At 56.7% G+C, this 23,055-nt stretch carries 25 protein-coding genes; 17 read left to right on the top strand and 8 right to left on the bottom strand.

Translation table 11 applies throughout. The features are described from left to right. The 5 genes from ACTG4M_RS13225 to folD all read left to right on the top strand — a co-directional run. A partial coding sequence (locus tag ACTG4M_RS13225; protein ID WP_439124141.1) for a tRNA lysidine(34) synthetase occupies positions 1–1,076 on the top strand: 1,076 nt, incomplete at its 5' end. 78 nt (positions 1,077–1,154) lie between these two features. Beyond that, the gene (gene ftsH / locus ACTG4M_RS13230) at positions 1,155–3,074 is read left to right on the top strand and encodes an ATP-dependent zinc metalloprotease FtsH (protein ID WP_439124142.1); all 1,920 of its coding nucleotides are present in this window, start codon (positions 1,155–1,157) and stop codon (positions 3,072–3,074) included. A gap of 135 nt (positions 3,075–3,209) precedes the next feature. Next, positions 3,210–3,806, top strand: coding sequence for an MOSC domain-containing protein (locus tag ACTG4M_RS13235; RefSeq protein ID WP_439124143.1), 597 nt, complete (start codon positions 3,210–3,212; stop codon positions 3,804–3,806). Positions 3,807–3,954: 148 nt separating this feature from the next. Next, positions 3,955–5,631 (top strand): formate--tetrahydrofolate ligase, encoded by a 1,677-nt coding sequence (locus tag ACTG4M_RS13240; protein WP_439124144.1) that lies wholly within the window; start codon positions 3,955–3,957, stop codon positions 5,629–5,631. A 123-nt stretch (positions 5,632–5,754) separates the two neighbouring features. Further along, entirely contained in the window at positions 5,755–6,654 is a 900-nt protein-coding gene (gene folD, locus ACTG4M_RS13245; protein ID WP_439124145.1) for a bifunctional methylenetetrahydrofolate dehydrogenase/methenyltetrahydrofolate cyclohydrolase FolD, read from the top strand. Positions 6,655–6,681: 27 nt separating this feature from the next. Here folD and speB read toward each other — a convergent pair whose 3' ends face one another. Genes speB through ACTG4M_RS13265 form a run of 4 tightly spaced genes read right to left on the bottom strand, consistent with a single transcriptional unit; the run spans position 6,682 to position 9,796 of the window. Next, the gene (gene speB / locus ACTG4M_RS13250; protein WP_439124146.1) at positions 6,682–7,626 is read right to left on the bottom strand and encodes an agmatinase; all 945 of its coding nucleotides are present in this window, start codon (positions 7,624–7,626) and stop codon (positions 6,682–6,684) included. Positions 7,627–7,637: 11 nt separating this feature from the next. Next, complete coding sequence (locus tag ACTG4M_RS13255) at positions 7,638–8,051, bottom strand: PaaI family thioesterase (protein WP_439124147.1); 414 nt, start codon at positions 8,049–8,051, stop codon at positions 7,638–7,640. 26 nt (positions 8,052–8,077) lie between these two features. Continuing rightward, complete coding sequence (gene pdeM, locus ACTG4M_RS13260) at positions 8,078–8,758, bottom strand: ligase-associated DNA damage response endonuclease PdeM (protein WP_439124148.1); 681 nt, start codon at positions 8,756–8,758, stop codon at positions 8,078–8,080. A gap of 51 nt (positions 8,759–8,809) precedes the next feature. Further along, positions 8,810–9,796 carry a 2-hydroxyacid dehydrogenase gene (locus ACTG4M_RS13265; RefSeq protein WP_439124149.1) on the bottom strand — a complete coding sequence of 329 codons (987 nt, stop codon included), beginning with the start codon at positions 9,794–9,796 and terminating at the stop codon, positions 8,810–8,812. Positions 9,797–9,950: 154 nt separating this feature from the next. Here ACTG4M_RS13265 and ACTG4M_RS13270 point away from each other — a divergent pair, with 154 nt between their 5' ends. Further along, positions 9,951–10,436 (top strand): SH3 domain-containing protein, encoded by a 486-nt coding sequence (locus ACTG4M_RS13270; RefSeq protein ID WP_439124163.1) that lies wholly within the window; start codon positions 9,951–9,953, stop codon positions 10,434–10,436. A 14-nt stretch (positions 10,437–10,450) separates the two neighbouring features. On the opposite strand, the gene ACTG4M_RS13275 is transcribed toward ACTG4M_RS13270, so the two are convergent. The 4 genes from ACTG4M_RS13275 to ACTG4M_RS13290 all read right to left on the bottom strand — a co-directional run bounded on the left by ACTG4M_RS13275 (position 10,451) and on the right by ACTG4M_RS13290 (position 13,555). After that, complete coding sequence (locus ACTG4M_RS13275) at positions 10,451–11,515, bottom strand: Hint domain-containing protein (protein ID WP_439124150.1); 1,065 nt, start codon at positions 11,513–11,515, stop codon at positions 10,451–10,453. Positions 11,516–11,665: 150 nt separating this feature from the next. Then, positions 11,666–12,727, bottom strand: coding sequence for a YeeE/YedE family protein (locus ACTG4M_RS13280; protein ID WP_439124151.1), 1,062 nt, complete (start codon positions 12,725–12,727; stop codon positions 11,666–11,668). An 81-nt stretch (positions 12,728–12,808) separates the two neighbouring features. After that, the gene (locus ACTG4M_RS13285; RefSeq protein ID WP_439124152.1) at positions 12,809–13,144 is read right to left on the bottom strand and encodes an ArsR/SmtB family transcription factor; all 336 of its coding nucleotides are present in this window, start codon (positions 13,142–13,144) and stop codon (positions 12,809–12,811) included. A 9-nt stretch (positions 13,145–13,153) separates the two neighbouring features. Continuing rightward, on the bottom strand, positions 13,154–13,555 hold the full coding sequence (locus tag ACTG4M_RS13290; protein WP_439124164.1) for a thioredoxin fold domain-containing protein: 402 nt from the start codon (positions 13,553–13,555) through the stop codon (positions 13,154–13,156). Between the two features lie 72 nt (positions 13,556–13,627). Between ACTG4M_RS13290 and ACTG4M_RS13295 the strand changes: the two genes are divergently transcribed. From ACTG4M_RS13295 to ACTG4M_RS13345, 11 genes are all read left to right on the top strand, one after another. Next, entirely contained in the window at positions 13,628–14,365 is a 738-nt protein-coding gene (locus tag ACTG4M_RS13295) for a cytochrome c biogenesis CcdA family protein (RefSeq protein ID WP_439124153.1), read from the top strand. Between the two features lie 29 nt (positions 14,366–14,394). Beyond that, the gene (locus ACTG4M_RS13300; RefSeq protein WP_439124154.1) at positions 14,395–14,973 is read left to right on the top strand and encodes a thioredoxin family protein; all 579 of its coding nucleotides are present in this window, start codon (positions 14,395–14,397) and stop codon (positions 14,971–14,973) included. 128 nt (positions 14,974–15,101) lie between these two features. Continuing rightward, positions 15,102–15,581 (top strand): sulfur oxidation c-type cytochrome SoxX, encoded by a 480-nt coding sequence (gene soxX, locus ACTG4M_RS13305; protein ID WP_439124155.1) that lies wholly within the window; start codon positions 15,102–15,104, stop codon positions 15,579–15,581. A 30-nt stretch (positions 15,582–15,611) separates the two neighbouring features. After that, positions 15,612–16,028 (top strand): thiosulfate oxidation carrier protein SoxY, encoded by a 417-nt coding sequence (soxY, locus tag ACTG4M_RS13310; RefSeq protein WP_439124156.1) that lies wholly within the window; start codon positions 15,612–15,614, stop codon positions 16,026–16,028. Positions 16,029–16,060: 32 nt separating this feature from the next. Beyond that, entirely contained in the window at positions 16,061–16,387 is a 327-nt protein-coding gene (soxZ, locus tag ACTG4M_RS13315) for a thiosulfate oxidation carrier complex protein SoxZ (protein WP_439124157.1), read from the top strand. A gap of 58 nt (positions 16,388–16,445) precedes the next feature. Further along, the gene (soxA, locus tag ACTG4M_RS13320) at positions 16,446–17,297 is read left to right on the top strand and encodes a sulfur oxidation c-type cytochrome SoxA (protein WP_439124158.1); all 852 of its coding nucleotides are present in this window, start codon (positions 16,446–16,448) and stop codon (positions 17,295–17,297) included. 96 nt (positions 17,298–17,393) lie between these two features. Then, a complete protein-coding gene (soxB, locus tag ACTG4M_RS13325) occupies positions 17,394–19,091 on the top strand; it encodes a thiosulfohydrolase SoxB (protein WP_439124159.1) in 1,698 nt (565 codons plus the stop codon). Positions 19,092–19,111: 20 nt separating this feature from the next. Continuing rightward, positions 19,112–20,386, top strand: coding sequence for a sulfite dehydrogenase (soxC, locus tag ACTG4M_RS13330; protein WP_439124160.1), 1,275 nt, complete (start codon positions 19,112–19,114; stop codon positions 20,384–20,386). After that, positions 20,370–21,548, top strand: a complete 1,179-nt coding sequence (locus ACTG4M_RS13335) for a c-type cytochrome (RefSeq protein ID WP_439124161.1) — start codon at positions 20,370–20,372, stop codon at positions 21,546–21,548. The genes soxC and ACTG4M_RS13335 overlap by 17 nt, the downstream gene beginning before the upstream one ends. 352 nt (positions 21,549–21,900) lie before the next feature. Continuing rightward, complete coding sequence (locus ACTG4M_RS13340; RefSeq protein WP_439124165.1) at positions 21,901–22,608, top strand: c-type cytochrome; 708 nt, start codon at positions 21,901–21,903, stop codon at positions 22,606–22,608. Between the two features lie 52 nt (positions 22,609–22,660). Then, positions 22,661–23,055: FAD-dependent oxidoreductase (locus ACTG4M_RS13345; protein WP_439124162.1), on the top strand; the 395-nt coding region annotated here is incomplete at its 3' end.

Here is a 23,055-nt window from a genome sequence, read left to right on the forward strand (position 1 = left end):
GGGATGGGGTGGGCAACACACAAGACGCGGCTCGTCGCGCGCGGCTGTCCTTGATCGACCAATGGAGAGGCGACCTGCGCCATGTTCTTTTTGCCCATACACGCGACGATCAAGCCGAGACCGTTCTGATGCGGCTTGCCCGTGGGTCTGGCGTTGACGGTTTGGCAGGGATGCGCAGGCAGCGGGATGTCACGCCGCACGCCGTGTGGGTTCCTGCACTGGACAAAGCTCAGTTGTCCGGTGCGGCGCCACCCCGGCAGAATATGACGCCTGGTTTTTCAGTTCTGCGTCCCTGTCTCGATATGACGCGCGATGAATTGCGGCATTACCTTAAGGTATTGCAGGGACCATGGGTTGATGACCCTACAAACGAGAACCGGGAGTACGACCGGGTTCGCATTCGCCATTTGTTAAAGCTTTTGGGCGAAGAAGGAATCACAGCCTCTGTGTTGACCGAGACCGCAAAGCGACTTGCCCGCGCGCGCGATGGTCTGACGCTTCGGCTGGCAGATGTTGCAGGTCGGCTGTGTTCCGATGCGCCTTTGGGACAGGTGTGGATCGAACGCGATGGCTTTGCTGTGTTGGATGAAGAGACGCAATTGCGGATGCTGACGGCTGCACTGTGTTATGTGGCGTCGGCCGAATACCGACCGCGCGCTGCGTCGAGCGAGGGCTTGCTGGAGCAGGTGCTCTCGGGGCGTGGTGGCACGTTACATGGGGCCGAAGTCATTATTGAAAAAGCGCACTTACGCGTCGTGCGCGAAGAAAGAGCAGTAAGTGCCACAGTGGCTGATCAGGGCGAGCTGTGGGACGGGCAATGGGTTTTGACCGACTTGCACGGCCCTTTGCGGGAGGGCGCAGTCGTGCGCGCATTGGGCGACGATGGCTGGCAACAGATCCCGGATCGGTCTGGCATCACAGTGCCGTTTCGTGCCGCCCGTTCGCTGCCTGCGCTTTGGTCGTCGGGCAGTTTGTTGGCTTGTCCGGGCGTTGGCTTCGGACCGGAGGTTGCTGCGACGCGGTATGTGCTTGGGCGGGTAGACACCGGTTTTGAGGCATTTTGTCTTTCGCATTGAACCCGGGCCACGCATGTCTATGTTATACGCCAAGAGACGCGGGCCTTTCTGCCCCTGTCAGATTCAGGAGAAATTTCCTTGGGCAACGCACGAAATATAGCCTTTTGGGTCGTTCTGTTCCTTCTGATCCTTGCGCTTTTCAATATATTCTCTGGTGGCGGAAATACGCTTCAGAGCCGCGAGATCAGTTATTCCGATTTCGTATCGGCGGTTGAGAACGACACGGTCAGTTCGGTCACGCTTGACGGCGAACAACTTCGCTTCCGCAGCACCGATGGGCAGGACTACGTTACGATCAAACCGGAAGATGCAGCTGTTACCGATCTGTTGATCGCGAACGAGGTGCCAATCCGCGCAGAACAACAACAGCAATCCGGTTTCCAGTCCTTCCTGCTCAGCTTGCTTCCCTTCCTTCTGCTGATTGGTGTGTGGATTTACTTCATGAACCGTATGCAGGGCGGCGGCAAAGGCGGCGCGATGGGCTTTGGTAAATCAAAGGCCAAACTGCTGACCGAAAAGCATGGTCGCGTAACATTCGATGACGTGGCCGGAATCGACGAAGCCAAAGAAGAGCTTGAAGAGATTGTGGAATTTCTTCGAAATCCACAGCGGTTTTCGCGGCTGGGTGGCAAGATCCCGAAAGGCGCCCTTTTGGTGGGCCCTCCGGGCACTGGTAAAACGTTGCTCGCACGCGCCATCGCGGGTGAGGCGGGCGTGCCATTCTTCACCATCTCGGGTTCCGATTTTGTCGAGATGTTCGTTGGTGTGGGTGCATCCCGCGTCCGCGACATGTTCGAGCAGGCGAAAAAGAATGCGCCGTGTATTGTCTTCATCGACGAAATCGATGCTGTTGGTCGTGCCCGTGGCGCCGGCTACGGCGGCGGGAATGACGAACGCGAACAGACATTGAACCAACTTCTGGTCGAAATGGACGGTTTTGAGGCGAATGAAGGGGTGATCATCGTCGCTGCAACCAACCGTCGTGACGTGCTTGATCCTGCGCTGTTGCGTCCAGGTCGTTTTGACCGTCAGGTCACCGTGCCGAACCCCGACATCAAAGGCCGTGAGAAAATCCTCGGGGTGCATGCGCGCAAAACGCCTCTTGGTCCGGACGTTGATCTGCGGATCATCGCGCGAGGGACGCCTGGTTTCTCAGGCGCCGATTTGGCGAACCTTGTGAATGAAGCGGCTTTGATGGCCGCACGCGTTGGCAGACGTTTTGTCACGATGGAAGACTTCGAAAACGCCAAAGACAAAGTCATGATGGGTGCCGAACGACGGTCTATGGTGCTCACACCCGACCAGAAGGAAAAGACCGCTTATCACGAGGCTGGTCACGCCGTGGTCGGGTTGGCGCTGCCGCAATGTGATCCGGTCTACAAAGCCACAATCATTCCGCGCGGTGGTGCGTTGGGTATGGTTGTGTCATTGCCCGAGATTGACCGGCTGAATTGGCACAAATCCGAGTGCGAAGAAAAGCTGGCCATGACAATGGCGGGCAAGGCGGCCGAGATCATCAAGTATGGTCCCGAAAATGTGTCGAATGGCCCGGCTGGTGATATTCAACAGGCGTCTGCTCTTGCTCGGGCGATGGTGCTTCAATGGGGCATGTCAGACAAGGTCGGCAACATTGACTATCGCGAGGCGGCTGAAGGCTATAGCGGCAACACGGCTGGTTTCTCGGTTTCGGCAAACACCAAGGAATTGATCGAACAGGAGGTCAATAGCTTTATCCAAAAAGGCTATGATCGCGCCTTCGAGATCTTGACCGAGAAGAAAGACGAGTGGGAACGCTTGGCTCAGGGGCTTTTGGAATACGAGACTCTGACCGGCGAAGAGATCAAGCGAGTCATGAAGGGTGAACCGCCGCATGCAGGAGATGACGATTCCTCGGGCGATGTTTCGGACAAGCCCAGCATCACTGCGATCCCAAAGACCAAGGCCAAGTCCAAGCCGCGCAAAGATGATGGTGATTTAGAGCCAGAACCGACCGCCTGACCATAAGCGGATATGAATTGGAAACCCCGGTGCACACGCTACACCGGGGTTTTTCTTTGTCTCGAATGGCTATTTCGCCTTGTTGTTCAGTGCCTGCCGGGGTTGGTTGCCGACAAACACGTTGGAGTTTGAGACATGCCCGCTTTGAAACCGACCGCTTTTTCGGCCACCGTTCGATGGATCGGCTGTGTGCCGATTGAAGGGGATGACATCTTATCAACACAAGCGGACATTTTGGACCTGACGTTCGATGGGCCCGCACGGGAACGGCATTCGGGCAGAACGCGTCCCTCTTGTAGCCGGGTGACCACACAGTATCCGCGCGGTACTGAGATCGCCAATGTGCGGCAGCTCTCGGTGCTGTCGAGTGAAGAGCTTGCTGTGATCGCATCCGAGATGGGACTCGATGCGCTTGATCCGATCTGGCTTGGCGCGACCTTGGTGATTGAGGGTATCCCAGATTTTACACTTGTGCCTCCGTCGTCGCGTCTTCAGGCCCCAGATGGGGCGACTCTGATCATCGATATGGAAAACCGGCCTTGCCATCTGCCTGCCCGAGAGATCGAAACGCGGCATCCCGGCAAGGGCAAAGCTTTTAAGACGGCTGCACAGAATCGCCGTGGTGTGACGGCTTGGGTCGAGCGGCCTGGGCGTATCGCTTTGGGCGAGCCCCTGCAGCTGCACGTGCCGGATCAACCCGTCTGGGCGCATCTGAACGAGGCTCGGGCGTAACGAAAACAGGACGAGGTTTCCGATTGGCGACGGTCCGATGACGATCCCGCCGCAGTTTTGCCGGGAAGTGTCGGTTTCACCGTGCCAAGGCTCTGGTGCACAACTGTATGCGTTGGGCAAATGACGTTCGGAACAGGGGAGCCCTTTCATGTCGTACAAATCGGATATCGAGATCGCCCGCGAGGCGCAGAAGCGCCCCATTCAGGAGATCGGAGAGAAAATCGGGATTGGGTCGGACGACCTGCTGCCCTATGGCCATGACAAGGCCAAGGTTAGCCAGACCTTTATCAATTCGGTGCAAGATCGCCCTGATGGGAAGTTGATTCTCGTGACGGCGATCAATCCTACGCCCGCGGGTGAAGGAAAGACGACAACGACTGTGGGGCTTGGTGATGGCCTGAACCATATCGGCAAGAAGGCCATGGTTTGTATTCGCGAAGCATCGCTCGGCCCGAACTTTGGGATGAAGGGTGGGGCCGCTGGCGGTGGCTACGCGCAGGTTGTTCCGATGGAAGACATGAACCTGCATTTCACCGGCGATTTTCACGCCATCACAAGTGCACACAGCCTTTTGTCCGCAATGCTCGACAACCACATCTATTGGGGGAATGAGCAGGAAATCGACATTCGCCGCGTTCAATGGAAGCGTGTTGTCGATATGAATGACCGTGCGCTCCGTCAGGTCAATGTCTCGCTCGGCGGTGTTGCCAACGGCTTCCCCCGCGAAGGTGGGTTTGACATCACCGTCGCGTCCGAGGTTATGGCGATCCTGTGTCTGGCCAAAGACCTCAAAGATTTGGAAAAGCGTCTGGGTGACATGATCGTGGCCTACCGCCGGGACCGGAGTCCGGTCTTTTGCCGTGATATCAAGGCAGAAGGTGCGATGACGGTCTTGCTCAAGGATGCGATGCAACCGAACCTTGTGCAGACGCTTGAAAACAATCCGGCCTTTGTCCACGGCGGTCCTTTTGCGAACATCGCGCATGGCTGTAATTCAGTCATTGCGACGACAACGGCGCTTAAGCTGACCGATTATGTCGTGACCGAAGCGGGGTTCGGGGCCGATCTGGGTGCGGAAAAGTTTATGAACATCAAGTGCCGCAAGGCTGGTATTGCCCCATCGGTTGTTGTCTGCGTGGCCACGGTCCGCGCGATGAAGATGAATGGCGGCGTAGCCAAGGCCGATCTGGGCGACGAAAACGTTGATGCGGTCAAGAATGGCTGCCCAAACCTTGGGCGTCACATCGAAAACCTCAAGTCATTTGGTGTGCCGGTGGTCGTTGCCATCAACCACTTTGTCACTGACACGGACTCCGAAGTGCAGGCCATTAAGGATTACGTGGCCGAGCATGGTGCCGAGGCGGTCCTGTCGCGTCATTGGGAATTGGGATCCGAAGGGGCTGCCGATCTGGCGCGCAAAGTTGCGGAAATCGCTGACGCGGGCGAGGCGAAATTCGCGCCGATCTATGCGGATGAGATGCCATTGGCGGAAAAGATCCAGACCATTGCAAAGAACATTTATCGCGCCGATGAAGCGGTGATGGATCAGAAGACACTCGATCAGCTCAAGCTTTGGGAAGATCAAGGATATGGGCATTTGCCGGTTTGCATGGCGAAGACGCAGTATTCTTTCTCGACCGATCCGAACCTGCGCGGTGCGCCAACCGGCCATTCGGTTCCTGTGCGTGAAGTGCGGTTGTCCGCAGGTGCGGGATTTGTCGTGGTCGTCTGCGGTGAGATCATGACGATGCCCGGCCTGCCGCGTGTTCCTTCGGCCGAAAATATCCACTTGAACGACGCTGGCCAGATCGAAGGCCTGTTCTAATCGCATGGCGGGTGGGCGCTCGGGCTGCGCCCACCCGCCATCCTGCAGACGCGCCTGACCCAGCCTTGCTTGCCGGGGCTATTGGTTGCATGTGCATATTTGGAAAAAGAAGAAGGACGCAGCATGGTTGCTCAGATCATTGACGGTAAAGCCTTTGCAACACAGGTACGCGCGCAGGTCGCGGAACACGTGGGGCGCCTAAAGTCTGAGCATGAGGTCACACCCGGATTGGCCGTTGTGCTTGTGGGCGAAGACCCTGCGAGTGAGGTCTATGTCGCGGCCAAGCATAAACAAACGGTTGAGGTCGGCATGGCCTCGTTTGAACACAAGCTACCTGCGGATGTCTCTGAGGCAGAACTGTTTGGCCTTATCGATCAATTGAACGCTGATCCGACTGTGCACGGTATTTTGTGCCAGTTTCCCGTGCCTGACCATCTTGATGAACGCGCCGTCGTGGCGCGGATTGATCCGGCTAAGGATGTGGACGGTCTCAGCGTTTTGAATGCGGGCCTGCTTGCCAGCGGAGAAAAGGGCTTGGTGTCTTGCACGCCGCTGGGCTGTCTCATGTTGCTGCGCAATCAGTTCGATACCATGTCTGGGCTGAACGCGGTTGTCATCGGTCGGTCGAACCTGTTTGGCAAGCCGATGGCACAATTGCTGTTGCAGGAGAACTGTACTGTGACCATTGCGCATTCGCGCACCAAGGATCTAGCAAGCGTTTGCAAACGTGCTGATATTCTAGTCGCGGCTGTGGGTCGGGCCGAGATGGTCAAAGCCGATTGGGTTAAGCCAGGGGCGACGGTCATCGATGTGGGCATCACCCGCATTCCGCATCCCGAAAAACCGGGCAAGACCAAGCTTTTGGGTGACGTCGATTTTGCGCAGGTGTCCGAAGTGGCCGGAGCGATCACACCGGTGCCAGGCGGGGTGGGTCCAATGACCATTGCCTGCCTGCTGGCCAACACCGTGACCGCCTGTTGCAGAGCGAACGGGTTGGCCGAGCCGAAAGGTTTGACGGCGTAAGCGTTTGCTGGACAGCCGTCTGTCCGGCTATTTCTGGGCCTTGGGCAGCGCGCAGAGCATCTCAAACAGCAGGTTTGAAGCGATCAGAGCCGTGGTTCCGCTTGTGTCAAAGGGCGGAGAGACCTCGACCAGATCACCGCCGACCAGGTTCAAACCTGCGCAGCCGCGCACGATTTCCAACGCTTGCCAAGTGCTCAACCCGCCCATTTCAACGGTTCCCGTGCCAGGAGCAAAGGCTGGATCAAGACTGTCGATGTCGTAGCTGATGTAGACGGGCGCATTGCCGATCTTAGCGCGAATATCAGCCATGAGCGGGGCTAGCGACTTGTACCAGCATTCTTCAGCTGGGATGACAGTCCAGCCTTGATCGCGAGCCCAATTCCAGTCATCGGGTGAATACCCCGATCCGCGAAGGCCGATCTGCCAGACTTTGTCGTTGATCAGACAGCCTTCCTCCCAGGCACGGCGAAACGGGGTGCCGTGGGCCTCTTTTTCGCCGAACATTTCGTCGCTGGTGTCGGCATGGGCATCTACATGGATGAGCGCAACTGGCCCGTGTTTTTCCTTGATTGCGCGCAGGATTGGCCATGTCAGCGTATGATCGCCGCCGAGGGTCAGCGGGATTGTGTTATGCTTAAGTATGTCCCGATAATGATCGGTGATAATGCCGATGGTTTTCTTCAAATCGAAGGTATTTACAGCAACATCTCCGATATCGGCGACCTGCATCGATTCGAACGGAGCGGCACCTGTGGCCATATTGTAGGGCCGCATCATGCGGCTTTCTTCGCGAATCTGGCGGGGGCCAAGCCGTGTTCCGGGGCGGTTCGATGCGCCGTGATCCATCGGGATACCGACAAAACAGGCATCTAGTCCTTCAGCCGTCGTCTGAGTCGGTAGGCGCATCATCGTGTTTGGGCCGGAAAAACGGGGCGAGTCGTTGCCGCCAAGCGGTTGATTGTATGTTGGCATTTACGTTTCCTTCAGAGATCTACGGGTACCATCGTGCCCATTAGGCAGGCGATGTGGCGTTCGGTGCCCTCGGTTTCGGAATAGACATCCGAGGTGACGACGATCAGGCGGCGTCCTGGTTTGATTACGCGACCGCGGGCAATGAGGCGGTCGCCTTTGGCGGGTGCAATAAGGTTGATCTTTATCTCAGCGGTGACCACCTCTTGGTTTTCGGGGATGATAGTCAAGGCGGCGTAACCGGCGGCGCTGTCGCCGATTGAAAAGGTCAGGCCGGCATGACCGAACCCTTGTTGTTGCATCGCACCGGGAAGGATTGGTGCGGTGATGGTTGCCGTGCCATCGCCGGTTTCAACCAGTTGGGCCCCAAGGGTCGCCATCATGGACTGACGATCAAAACTGGCCTGAATACGCGTATGAATGTTCATGCCGAACAGTGAGCATGACCGGCTGGTCAAGACAAGGGGACGAGACCCGGCATAGGAATTTTGCATGGGCGTGGGCCTGTCAGGATGGCTTGGGCGGTATTGGACATCAAACGTGTCAGAACCGGGTTGTGACTGTGCAAACCGCCAGTGAACGCACCATAGGCGGGTAGGATCAGGCGTGTTTCATCGACCAAAAAACAAGGTCGGGTATGGGCACGGCCCCGCAAGCACAACGTGGCTTTGGGATGATAGTGGCCGGTGACTTCGCCGGGGGCAGGAGCCTCTTGAGCGATATGTTGGAAATGTAGTTGGCCAATGGTCAAAAGGCGCTTGTGTGTGCCGCCAAGTTGCACGGGTCCGGGGTCATGATTGCCTTCGATCCAAACCCAATCCAACCCGGCTTGCAGGGTGGTCAGTGTTTGCAGGTCGGCGTCTGGAAGAGTTGATTGGAGGGCAGGGGCGTCAAAGCTGTCACCAAGGCAGATGACCGTTTTGGCGTTGGTTGCGGCCAGGTCGGTGGACAGTTTGGTCAAGGTTTCTGTCGTTTCATATGGGGGCAATTGCGCCCCACCGAAGCGCGCGGCGCGGGCGGATTTGCCCAGATGCAAGTCCGAAACCACAAGCAGGTTTTCGGCAGGCCAGAACAAACCGCCACTGGGAAGTGCGTGCAGAACCTGATCTTGGAAAGAAAACGGAAGCGCGTTCATGCTTTGTTCATTGCGCAGAACTAAGCTTTTGGCAAGAGCAGAACGCTCGTGTCAAAGCATGGCTGGCACCACCTGATCGGGTGGGCGGTGGCCATCGGCGAATGTTTTGACGTTTATGATGACCTTTTCGCCCATCTCGAGGCGCCCTTCCTCGGTAGCGGATCCCATATGGGGGAGCATGACGACGTTCGACATATTGCGCAATTCGGGATTGCCGCGATGGCCGTGTTCGTAAACATCAAGACCGGCACCGGCCAGGTCACCAGCTTTCAGCATGCGGGTCATGGCATTTTCGTCGATCACCTCGCCGCGTGACGTGTTGACGATAACTGCGCTGGGTTTGAGCAGCTTGAGACGTCGTGCGTTCAATAGGTGGAACGTGGATGGTGTGTGCGGGCAGTTGACCGATAGCACATCCATGCGAGCGACCATCTGATCAAGGCTTTCCCAATAGGTGGCCTCAAGCGCGTCTTCCAATTCGGGGCGCAGGCGGCGGCGATTGTGGTAGTGGATTTGCATGCCAAATGCCTTGGCGCGCCGTGCGACCGCCTGACCTATGCGCCCCATGCCAAGAATACCAAGGCGGCGTCCGCCTAAACGACCACCCAAAAACGCGGTTGGCGCCCAGCCATCCCAATCGCCACTCTGCATGACGCTCAGGCCTTCCTGAATGCGGCGGGTCACGCCGAGCATCAGGGCCAGTACCATGTCGGCGGTGTCTTCGGTCACCACACCGGGTGTATTGGACACGAGAATACCACGGCTGCGCGCGGTATCGACGTCGATATGATCGACCCCGGCACCAAAATTCGCGATCAGGCGCAGCTGATCACCGGCTTGACCGATGAGACCTGCATCAATCCGGTCGGTGAGCGTTGGAACCAGGACATCCGCCTCTTTCACAGCGGCCGTCAGTTCGGCTTGCGTCATTGGGACATCGGTGTCGCGCAGGCGAACATCAAACAGTTCTTTTAGGCGTGTTTCCACCGCGTCCGGCAAACGTCGCGTCACGACAACACTCAGACGTTTTGATGACATGCTTTCGCTCCCACTACTTCCCCGGCGTGTCAGGTTTTGGCACACTGTCCCAAACGTGGGGCAGGCACAAGAACCTGCTGTCAAAAAGCAAAAAACCAAGCAAATTGAGGCGTATCACATGAGCTGGCTATCGTTCCGGGCGTTGTCTGGCAAAATGCTTAGCGTTGCATTGATCGTGGTTGCGTTGAATGTGCCGCCAGTCACTGCTGCAGAGCGTGGATCGGTGACGAATCTGCCGCTGCCCCGGTTTGTGTCGATGAAGGCAAGCGAGGGCAATGTCAGGCGCGGGCCATCACTGTCGCACCGAATCGACTGGGTCTACAAGCGGCGTAACATGCCACTTCAAATTACTGCCGAACATGGCCATTGGCGCCGTGTCCAGGATCGCGATGGGGCCGGGGGATGGGTGCATTATTCCCTTCTGTCTGGCGCGCGCACGGCCATTATCGAAGTTGATATGCTGAATCTTTACGCGCGACCCGATCCAACGACGCAGGTCAATGCGCAGCTGTCTTTGGGTGTTGTCGCTGAGGTGCGTGAATGCCAGCAGGACTGGTGCGAATTGTCAGCGGGTGGTTACAAGGGATGGGCACGTAAAGGCAGCTTTTGGGGCGTAAAGCCCCAAGAGGTCTTTGAATAGCAGAATGCGGGATCTCAGGCTGCGCGATGTGTAAGTATTGCGGCTTCAGACGCTGACAGGTTGCGACGTGCATAGCGACCATAGCTCTGTGGGTTGTATTCGACGCTCGGCAACATTTCCGCCAAACGCGACCGATCCTCTGCATCCAATGCCGAAAGCGCGGCGTTCGCGGGATGAAAGCTCTCAGACTCGACGCCATTCGCAAACAGGATTTCGTGCTGCGACAACAGCATGTGTACATAGGTAATCTCGCGCACCGTCAAATCGACACAGACGCGGTCATGGTCGACTAGATCGCGCGCGGCGACCAGCACCTCTGGAGTGTTGAACAGATCCATCGCGATCCGGCCTTTGACCAACATGCGATGTTCAGGCGACACCAACAAGTCTTCGTCGGGTTCATCTAGCCCGAATAGACCAGCCCGAATGCGGATGGGCCGCAATTTTGGCATGGCGAACAGACGTGCGCCGCTCATACGTCGCTGGCCCATCCATTGGATCTGTTGGCAACCATTGTCTTTGGTCTGAACGTAATCGCCTTCACGCAGGTTTTGGATGGGCTTGATACCATCAGGTGTCAGTATGCGCGTGTCGGGTGTAAAGCAGATCACCGCGCCTTGGTGTTCTGCGTCGCTTTGTGTGACGTTGTTCGACAATGCTGCGTGTACAACCCAAAGATCGCGATTGCGTGGGGGCATTTTGTTGAGAAACATCAAGAGTGGCGGTTTGCGTGTGCCAGAGTCGATCAAGGTGACCGTGTATGTGCTTTCGCCATCCGTCAGCACGAAACTGCGATCTGCAAGCGGATGATCAATCGAGATCGCATTTGGATTATTGGTGTCTTCGATGGCTGCGCCGACCAAGCGGCGCACCATTCGTGCCGCGCGTTTACGGCGATCTGCTTCGCCTTCCGCATCATCCAGTCGCAACAAATCGTTGGGGCCGTCCACGCGGACAGCCTCGCCTTCCCAACCCCATGCTACACCAACTTTCAGGAAATCGACCGGAGCCGCCTGAAGCGTGTCTATTGTAGTTTGCGACCAGGAGATGACGAACGTGCCTTTGTAAGCCGTTCCCATATTCTGGTTTGCCTGCTCTTTAGTTTTATTTTTATCTAAAGATTGCCGATATGCTCTTTTGATGACAGGCGAAAAGCCGCCCGGCAGTGGCGAGGCGGCAATAAAATGCGATAACGTGATTCTTAAGCAACGGGTGACCCAAGGGAAAGGTCACTCTGCAGGGCTAAATCCAACTATAAGTTGCTTCAGGCCAAGAGCTGCGCCCGCAAAAATTGCAAGAAACGTAATGGGTGCGCTGAATGCCAACATCGAAAAGGCGCTGATGCCTTGACCAACGGTGCAGCCAAGCGCGATGACCGCACCTCCACCCATAAGAGCTGCGCCAAAGATCTGCCGACGCAATTCGCGGGGGTCTTCGCAGGCTTCCCAGCGGAAATGCCCTTTGATCAGGGATCCGATAAACGCGCCAAACCAAACGCCTGCGACAGAGCCTACGGCAAAGCTGACTGGTTGGGCCGAGCCGATCATCCACCACATGATACTTTCACCCAAGGGTGCTGCAAAGCTATGTGAGACCACTGGCACCGCCTCGAAGCCGGTGTTGGCAACCCATGATGTGCCCGCCCATCCGGTGATGATGGCGATGCCGACAACAATAGCCCAAATGGCGGATTTAGGGCTCTCGAGAAATGCGCGAGAGCCTGCTGAAAAGGCGAGGATCACTATCCCAATGGCAATACCTATTGCGGTGACCGACAGGCCCGTCCAATTGGCGGTTGCGTGTGCAAGTCCGGGAGGCACGTCACCGGGGAGTACAGGGCTTTGCGGGAACAGCATGTTACGCAACGGGGCCAGCGGACCACTGAGCACAACGTAGGTGGAGACCCCCATCACCAGAACGATGACAAAGCTGCGTAGATCGCCACCGCCCAGGCGGGCCACTGCGCCAAAGCCGCAATTCCCGGCAAGAGCCATGCCATAGCCAAAAACCAAACCGCCGATGACCGACGCCCAAGGCAACCACTGGATTGACAGATAATACGCCGCGCCACCGTCGATCACTCCGGTCGCCATCAGGCCAAAGCTTCCGATGACTGCCGTTCCGATGGCGATGCCCCACATTCTAAGCCGTGTGTCCGATCCGCCGTAGAGCACGTCTTCAATTGCGCCTAGTGTGCAGAACCGTCCCAGTCGGGCGGCAAGCCCTAGTAAGACACCACCAAACAATCCAACGGCGGCCACAAGAATGTGCTCCGGAACGCTCTCCAGCATATGCTGTCCTCCCAAGACAGGCTCCCGTAGCAATTATGCGGATTATTGGATGTTAGGGCAAGGATAGACCAGATCAGCAGATCAGTCGTCACTGCAGAACAAGTCGTAGACGCATTCCAGCATTTTGCGCGGGCGGTCATCGGCAAGGCGATAATAGATCGTTTTTCCGTCCCGGCGCGGGATTACCAGGCATTCAAGGCGCAGGCGCGACAGTTGCTGTGACACTGCCGCTTGGCGTGCGGCCAACAGATCTTCGAGTTCGGTCACGGATTTCTCGCCGGTCACGAGATGGCACAGGATCATCAGGCGGCCTTCATGGCTGATCGCCTTGAGGAAATTCGACGCGGTGGTCGCCTTGTCCACAATGCGGTCAAGTTCGTCTTCGTTCAAATCTGGGCTGAGCTGTGGAAGTGCCATGCCGAGTTTCTAATTCCTGACCGTTTCATCGCCAATCGCGGGCACAAACCCTGTATTCTCTTCCAGCAGCTGTGTCAGTAGCGGCCAGAAAAAGTCTTCGCCAGGATAGCCTTCGATACGGGCCTGTTCTTGTCCGTCGTCTATCAGAACAAAGGTCGGTGTGAAAAGAACACGCCGCGCATATGTGATGCCGTCAGGGGGACCTTTGCGCAGATCTGCCCGAATAAGAGGCGCAAATTGGCCTTCATCGGTTTTCGGATAGGCCGGTCCGATTTCTGCGTCCCATCGTTCGCAATATATGCAGCCTGGTTGCTCAACCATCACGAGAACCGGTTCAGCCGATGCCGTTGTGATCCATGCCGGACCAACCAAAACAGAAGCGGCACATGCGAGAGCATTCAGAGCGTTCATCATTCACCAATTGACGGCATTACAACAAAACACTTAATTTGAATATGTGAATAATTCAAGGAATCTCCGTCCATGTTTGACATTTCTTTCGCTGGGGCGGCTCTTGCGGGGATCCTGAGCTTCTTTACGCCCTGCATCTTGCCGATGGTTCCATTTTACCTGTGTTATATGGCTGGAATCTCGATGAACGAGCTTAAGGGTGAAGACGATGTTCCACGCGGGATCGCATGGAACCTGGTGTTTTCGGCCTGTCTGTTTGCCTTGGGGGTGACCACGATTTTCGTGCTTTTGGGCATGGGCGCGACGGCGGTGGGGCAGGCTTTTGCCGATTTCCGCGAACCTCTGCGCTATGTCGCGGCGGCGGTCCTTTTGGCGTTTGGTCTGCACTTCTTGGGGGTCGTTCGCATTCCGATCCTCTACCGCGAGGCACGGGTCGAGGCGAAAGCAGCACCCACAACATTGGTCGGAGCCTACGTTATGGGGCTTGCCTTTGGGTTTGGCTGGACGCCTTGCGTTGGTCCGGCGCTTGCGTCCATCCTGATGATCGCGGGTGGCATGGGTGACGTATTCCAAGGCGGGATGCTTCTGTTCGTGTATGGGGTCGGGATGACCTTTCCTTTCGTGATCGCGGCGCTCTTCTCGGGGCCGTTCTTGCGCTGGACGGCGCGCAACCGCAGTTTCCTGGGCTACGCGGAAAAGGTCATGGGCGGGATGCTGATCTTGTTTGCACTGTTGATCGCAACCGATACCGTAAACCTGATCGCGGATGCCATGTTACGCTGGTTTCCGAACTGGTCATCGCTTGGATGATTGCCAACCTTTGAAGAGGAGGAGGGAAGATGAGACATATTCTTGGGGGCGCGCTGGCGCTTTTGATGGCGCTTCCGCTTGCGGCAGCAGAGCTTGGGGATGATGGGCTGCATAAACAGCCCTGGATGCGCGACACATTTAAGGATTTGCGCGAAGACTTGGATGAGGCCAATGCCGAAGGCAAACGGCTGGTTCTGTTTTTTGAACAGCGCGGCTGCATCTATTGTACGAAAATGCACGAAGAAGTTTTCTCGGATTCGGGCATCAGTGATTACATCGGGGACAACTATTTCGTCGTTCAGCTGAACCTGCATGGGGATGTCGAAGTGACCGATTTCGACGGCGAAACGCTGTCTGAGAAAGACATGGCGCGGAAGTGGCGTGTGATGTTCACACCCAACATCGTTTTCCTTCCTGAAGAGGTACCAGAGGACCAGAATGCGCTTGAAGCATCGGTTGCGGTCATGCCCGGAGCCTTTGGCAAAGGAACCACTCGGGATATGTTTACGTGGGTGGTTGAGGAGCGCTATCTTCTTGATAACGGTGAAGATTTTCAGCGCTACCACGCCCGAATGATTCAAGAAAGAAACAACGGAAGCGCAGACTAGACCTGCGACATTCATACTCAATTATTCACTTCTGTGAATTTGTTGTTGCGTGAATCAAGGTCTGTGGCCTACGGTATACAAAGCCATATGTCAGTTCGGTCAACGCACCGGGCGGTAAGGGAGGGACAATGAAGCTAACAGGTATAACTGCAGCTGCCGTGCTTTGCGCGACCGCAGCTATCGCTAACCCGGTAACCCCGGGTGAGGTTCAATTCGACGAATACGGCGCAATCGAAGCATCTCTTTCGGGTGCCGAGGGCGACGCGGCCAATGGCGCAAAGCTTATGGTCAATCGCGGCAAAGGTAATTGCGTTGCATGCCATGCCGTAACAGCACTGAACGACGCGCCGTTCCACGGCGAAGTCGGCCCGACATTGGATGGTATCGGCGAGTACCGCAGCGCTGAAGAGCTGCGCGGCATCGTGGCGAACGCCAAGATGATGTTCGAAGGCACGGTGATGCCGGCCTTTTACAAAACCAGCGGATTCATCCGGCCCGGTAACGGTTACACCGGCAAAGGTGCAAAAGAGGAAGACCTGACGCCCATCCTTACGGCGCAGGAAATTGAAGATGTGGTGGCGTTTTTGATGACGCTGAAAGACAGCTGAAGCGCCCGTCACTGAGTTAGGAGACACAACATGAATTTCACGAGACGCGAAACCCTCGCATTGAGTGGTGCAGCAGCGCTGACTTTCGTCCTGCCGTTCCGCGCCAGTGCTGCGGCAGACGATGCGATCGCAGAATTCACCGGCGGCGCAGCAATTGCTGACGCAGGTGTAGAACTGACCGCGCCCGAGATCGCAGAAAACGGCAACACTGTTCCGATCGAAGTATCTGCGCCCGGCGCAACATCGATCATGGTCTTGGCTGCAGGCAACCCGACACCCGGCGTTGCAACGTTCAACTATGGCCCGCTCGCCGCGTCCCAAACTGCCAGCACGCGCATCCGCCTTGCTGGTACACAGGACGTCATCGCCATCGCCAAACTGGCGGATGGCAGCTTTGCCCGTAGCGCCAAGACCGTAAAGGTCACCATTGGCGGCTGTGGCGGCTAACGGTCAACACATAAGATTTCAGGAGATAAAACATGGCATCCGGTGTAAAACCCCGCGTCAAGGTTCCAAAGTCCGCTTCGGCTGGCGACTCGATCACGATCAAAACTTTGATCAGCCACCCGATGGAGTCGGGTCAGCGCAAAGACGGTGACGGAAATCCTATTCCGCGCTCGATCATCAACCGTTTCACATGCGCCTTCAACGGCCAGAATGTTGTAGACATCACGATGGAACCGGCGATTTCGACCAACCCGTATTTCGAATTCGAGGCCACTGTGCCCGAAGCCGGTGATTTCGCATTCACATGGTACGACGATGACGGGTCCGTCTACGAAGAAACAAAATCCGTAACGGTCTGAGCAGAAGCTCCTTCCTGTCCCGGTGCACGGGGCAGGAGCAATTTTGGGAGGGAACAGAATGAAATATAAGGCAATGACCGCGTTAGCCGCGCTGGCCATTTCGGCCCCAGTGGTTTTCGCTGGTGGCGCGGATGATGACACGCTTGCGATTGACGGTCAGGAAATGATCACCAAGACCACAGCGCCTGCGCACATGGAAGAAACCGGAGTCGACACAGTCATGTCGGGCTGGCACTTCCGCGAGGACGACACACAGTCCATGCAGGCAGACACGTTCGACAATCCGGGCATGATCTTTGTGGATCAGGCGATGGACGCATGGGAAACCGTCGAAGGCAGCGCCGAAAAATCCTGCGCATCCTGCCACGAAGGCCCAGAAGCGATGGAAGGCGTACGCGCTGTCTATCCCAAGTGGAACGAAGAAGCGGGCGAAGTCCGCACTTTGGCGATGCAGATCAACGACTGCCGCACCAACCAGATGGGCGCCGATGCGTACAAATACGACAGCGCACCAATGGCTGCGATGGAAGCGCTTATTGCCGTTCAGTCGCGCGGTATGCCTGTCAATGTCGCAATTGACGGTCCAGTCGCCGAAACGTGGGAGCAGGGCAAAGAGCTCTACTACACACGTACGGGTCAGCTCGAACTGTCCTGCGCGAATTGCCACGAAGACAACTATGGCAATTACATTCGTGCCGACCACCTGAGCCAGGGCCAAATCAATGGCTTCCCGACATATCGCTTGAAGAACGCCAAGCTGAACACTGTTCACGGCCGCTTCAAGGGCTGTGTTCGTGACACACGCGCCGAAACCTACGCGCCGGGATCCCCCGAGTTCGTAGCGCTTGAGCTTTATGTGGCATCGCGTGGCAACGGCCTGTCGGTCGAAGGTCCGTCCGTCCGTAACTAAACCAATCGACCCCGCGCCAGCCTTGGCGTGGGGTTTTCTACTTTTTACTCATTCACACATGCGAATGTGTGGAGAGGCATCCAAGAAGGCCCTCCCATGATCTCACGTCGCGATTTCCTTCAGGTGTCGATGGCAGCCTCTGCGCTGGTTGGCGCATCTGGTTTCGGCAACTGGTCCCGTTTGGCAGCGCAACAGGCGCTGACGCAGGATCAGCTGTTGCAATTCGACACCTTCGGCAATGTCTCGTTGATCCACGTCACAGACATTCACGCGCAGCTCAAACCGATCTATTTCCGTGAACCGTCGGTGAATATCGGGGTCGGCGACAACCGTGGTGCCGTTCCGCATGTGACGGGCGCCGATTTCCGCAAGCTCTATGGTATCGATGACGGAAGCCCCTCCCATTACGCGCTTAGCTCTGGTGATTTTTCCTCCCTAGCCAAAGCTTACGGGCGCGTAGGCGGACTGGATCGCGTGGCCACAGTGGTCAACGCGATCCGGGCCGACCGTCCTGATGCATTGCTGTTGGACGGTGGTGACACGTGGCACGGATCGTACACCTGCCATCACACTGCAGGGCAGGACATGGTCAACGCCATGAACCAGTTGCGTCCCGATGCGATGACATTCCACTGGGAATTCACTCTGGGGTCGGAACGCGTGCAAGAGATTGTCGAGGGTCTACCCTTCGCCGCACTGGGCCAGAACATTTTTGATGCGGAATGGGATGAACCAGCCGAGCTGTTCCCGCCGTACCAATTCTTCGAACGCGGTGGTGTCAAGATCGCGGTGATTGGTCAGGCCTTCCCCTACATGCCGATTGCTAACCCTGGCTGGATGTTCCCCGAATACTCGTTTGGCATTCGTGACGAAAACATGCAGGCAATGGTCGACGAAGTCCGTGCACAAGGCGCCGAATGTGTTGTCTGTCTTAGCCATAACGGTTTTGACGTCGACAAGAGCATGGCCAGCAAGGTCACAGGCATCGACGTTATTCTGACGGGCCATACTCATGACGCGTTGCCAGAGCCGGTGTTGGTGGGCGACACGATCCTGATCGCGTCCGGTTCCAACGGCAAATTCGTGAGCCGTGTCGATCTGGATATCCAGAACGGTCGGATGATGGGTTTCCGTCACAAGCTGATCCCAATCTTCTCGGACGTAATTGAGCCCGACGTAGAAATGACAGCTGTTATCGACGAACAGCGGGCGCCGTTCAAAGCCGAACTGGAAGAGGTGATCGGCCAGACCGATAGCCTGTTGTATCGTCGTGGTAACTTCAACGGTACATGGGATGACTTGATCTGCGACGCTCTGTTGAGCGAACGCGAAGCCGACATTGCGATGTCGCCAGGCGTGCGTTGGGGGCCAAGCCTGATCCCGGGCGATGATATCACCCGAGAAGACCTCTGGAACGTCACCTCGATGAGCTATGGCAAGGCATATCGTTCGGAAATGACTGGCGAATTCATCAAAGTCATCCTCGAAGACGTGGCCGACAACATCTTCAACCCCGACCCCTACTACCAGCAGGGTGGCGACATGGTGCGCATCGGGGGCATGGGCTACCGCATTGATGTGCAAAAGCCGCAGGGCGAACGCGTCACCGATATGACCTTGCTCAAAACAGGTGAAGCCATTGATCCGGCTAAGAATTATGTCGTTGCTGGCTGGGCATCAGTCAACGAAGGCACCGAAGGTCCGCAAATCTGGGACGTGGTCGAAGCGCATATCAAAAAGCTGGGCACCGTCACCGTTCAACCCAATGACAGCGTCACCGTTGTGGGCGCGTAACTTAACCCGGAGTGTGAGATATGTCTGATATGCTCAAACCCTCCCGCCGCGCCTTTCTGCGAGGCTCTGCCGCTGCTGCGGCTGGGCTGACCGCTGCAGGCGCAGCGCGGGCCAATGAACCTGATCCACTGATCACAGAAGTTCAGGACTGGGCCGTTTCGTTCGGCGATGGCGTCGATGCCACGCCTTATGGCCTGCCCATCGAATATGAAGCTGACGTGGTTCGTCGTAACGTGGAATGGCTGACTGCCGATACCACCAGCTCGATCAACTTTACGCCGATCCATGCGCTGGACGGTACGATCACGCCGCAAGGTTGTGCGTTTGAACGCCACCATTCGGGTGCTATCGAACTGCGCAAAGAAGATTATCGGCTTATGATCAATGGCTTGGTTGATACGCCGTTGGTGTTCACCTACGCTGATCTGGAACGCTTCCCGCGGGAAAACCACGTGTATTTCTGCGAATGTGCGGCGAACACAGGCATGGAATGGGCGGGCGCACAGCTGAACGGCGCGCAGTTCACCCACGGCATGATCCACAACATGGAATATACCGGTGTTTCGCTTCGGACGTTGCTGAACGAAGCTGGTCTCGATGCCGCTGGCGACCTGTCGGATAAGTGGGTCTATGTCGAAGGTGCCGATGCGTCCTCGAACGGCCGGTCTATCCCGATGGACAAGGCGCTGGACGATGTTCTGGTCGCATTCAAGGCCAACGGCGAGGCGTTGCGCAAAGAGCATGGCTACCCGGTGCGCCTCGTTGTTCCCGGTTGGGAAGGCAACATGTGGGTCAAGTGGATCCGCCGCATCGAAGTGATGCCGAACGCTGTCGAAAGCCGCGAGGAAACGTCAAAGTACACCGACACACTGGCCGATGGCACAAGCCGCAAATGGACTTGGGCCATGGACGCAAAATCCGTCGTCACATCGCCCAGTCCCCAATCGCCAATCACGCATGGTGCCGGCCCTCTGGTTATCACTGGTCTGGCATGGTCGGGTCACGGCGCAATCACCCGTGTGGACGTGTCCAAAGACGGTGGCAAGACATGGGAAACCGCGCGTCTGGCCAAGCCGGGTGAGAAAATGGCGCTCACGCGTTTCTATCTCGACACTGAATGGAACGGCGAAGATATGCTGCTTCAATCGCGCGCAATGGACGAAACCGGATACGTTCAGCCGACCAAAGCGCAGCTGCGTGACGTACGCGGCTACAACTCGATCTACCACAACAACTGTATCCAGACGTGGCACGTAAAGCCCAACGGGGAGGCAGAAAATGTCGAAGTCTCTTAAATTATTCGGCGGAACCGCACTTGGCACAATTGCTGTGCTGACGATGGCCGTGAACTTTGCCGATCGTAATGTTGCCGGTTTCCCTGAGAACCCCGCAGTTATGACCGCTATCGCCCCTCCTGTTGTGTCCAGTGGACTGGTCAGTGCGGCAAACGCCTCGACGGGTGCCGGCGAGGGCAAGTACGGTCTGGGCCGTCCGGCACTGCCGGAAGAAGTGGCTGCATGGGATCTGGATGTCAGTCCAGATGGGACAGGCCTGCCCGTTGGTTCCGGTTCGGTCGAAGACGGCGAAATGGTCTTTTCGGAAAATTGCGCCGTATGTCACGGTGAATTTGCCGAAGGCGTCGACAACTGGCCCAAGCTGGCCGGTGGCGAAGATTCGCTTGCCGACGAAGACCCGCTTAAGACCGTGGGCAGCTATTGGCCCCATTTGTCGACTGCGTGGGATTATGTCCATCGCTCCATGCCATATGGTAATGCGCAAACGCTGACCGATGACGATGTATACGCTATCGTTGCGTACATGCTTTATTCTAACTTCCTGGTTGAAGATGATTTCGTTCTGAGTAACGAAAACTTTCTTGAGGTCGAAATGCCCAACGCGGACGGGTTCATTATCGATGATCGGGCAGAAAGCGAATACTCGATCTGGCGCACCGAACCCTGCATGGAAAACTGTAAGGACAGCGTGGAAATCACCATGCGCGCAACTGTCCTCAATGTGACACCTGAAGACGAGGCGTCTGCCACCGCAGAAGAGGTGATTGAAGTCGCGGCTGCGGTAACCGAAACAGACGCAGCGCCTGAAGCTGTGGTCGAAGCCGTAGCAGAACCAACAGCAGATGCGGTGGACCCTGCTTTGGTTGCCGCAGGTGAAAAGGTCTTTGGTAAATGTAAAGCCTGCCACCAGGTCGGCGACGGAGCCAAGAACCGCTCTGGTCCGGTTCTGAACGGCGTTGTCGGTGCAGATATCGCTGCGGTGGACGGCTTTAAATATTCCAAAGTGTTGTCCGAGATGGACGGCGCATGGACCGAAGAAGCCCTAGCTGGTTTCCTCGCTAATCCGCGTGGATATGCAAAGGGCACCAAGATGAGCTTTGCGGGTCTGAAGAAAGAAGAAGATATCGCAGCAGTGACTGCGTATTTGTCGACCTTCAAGTAAGTAAGACGCGCGGCGGAGCCATTCCGCCGCGTGATACCCTTTTGTGATCGGGTCAGACCCAGTTTGAATGGTAGCTTTGGAGACATAGCTTATGGCGAACACGCAAGGCATTTTCCTGTCCGTTTTAGGTGGCACAGCTTTGGTGCTTGGGGTCGCCTATGGATGGACAGCACGGGATCACCGCGCACAGGAAATCGATGCTTTGTCAAACCGCCTGACACAGCTTGAAGCCAGCAATGCCACATGGTCTGAAAAGGCCAAGCAAGCGTCAGAACTTGAGGCGCAAGTGGCAAGCCTTCAAGCCGACCTTACCACAGCCCAAGATGACTTGGACGCGGCGAAACAGGCCGCTCTGACGCCCGAACCAGTTCCCCAAGACCCAACACCCAACGCTGAGCCGGTTGTCGCTCAGGCAGATGCGCTGGAATTCGGCGACCCTGCACGTGGAGAAGAGGTGTTCGCGCAATGTCGGTCATGTCATCAGATCGGGCAGGGCGCCACCGACCGTATTGGCCCCCATTTGAACGGCATATTTGGCCGCCGCGCCGGGGCACATGACGGTTTTCGGTATTCCGATGATATGGTGATGATGGGCTCTGACGGTCTCACATGGGAGTTGGAGACTCTGGACGCCTATCTGGAGAACCCAAAAGCGTTGGTGTCGCGGACCCGGATGAACTTTGCCGGGCTGGAGGAAACACAAGACCGCGCAGATATACTTGCCTACCTGCGCCAATTCTCGGCCAGCCCGCAAAACATCCCCGAAGCGGCTCCCACTGCGCAGGCGCGCGAAGTTGACTTGTCGCCCGAGATTCTCGCGATTGTCGGGGACACAGACTACGGCGAGTACCTCGCCAGCGAATGTAAGACGTGTCACCAGCAGGATGGATCGGATCAGGGGATTCCCGCGATCACGCAGTGGCCGACGGATGATTTTGTCGTTGCGATGCATGCATATAAAAGAAAAATCAGACCACACCCGGTGATGCAGATGATGGCAAACCGGTTATCGGACGAAGAGATCGCCGCGCTCGCGGCGTATTTTGCCCAGTCCGAGTAAGGTCCGGAAGAGGCCAACCCGGACAGGGCATATTTTAAATGGGAGGAATAACATGAAACTCAACAGACGTGCTTTTGTCGGCACTGGGATGGCAGCGGCAACGCTAAGCACCCCGATGGTACATGCAGCGTCCCACGGCAAACCCAAGGTGGTTGTGGTGGGTGGCGGCGCAGGTGGGGCAACAGCTGCCCGCTATATCGCCAAGGATGCTGCCGGGGAGATCGACGTAACGCTGATCGAACCCAGCCGCAGCTATTACACCTGCTTCTTTTCGAACCTCTATATCGGTGGATTCCGTGAACTGGACAGCATCGAACATTCCTACGGAACGTTGGCGTCGGAGTATGGAATCAATGTCGTGCACGATTGGGCAACGGGTGTGGACCGCGACGCGAAGACCGTGGCGCTCGCCGGTGGCGGATCGGTGCCGTATGATCGACTGATCCT

Source organism: Marivita sp. (genome assembly GCF_965656765.1).
Lineage (GTDB): Bacteria > Pseudomonadota > Alphaproteobacteria > Rhodobacterales > Rhodobacteraceae > Marivita.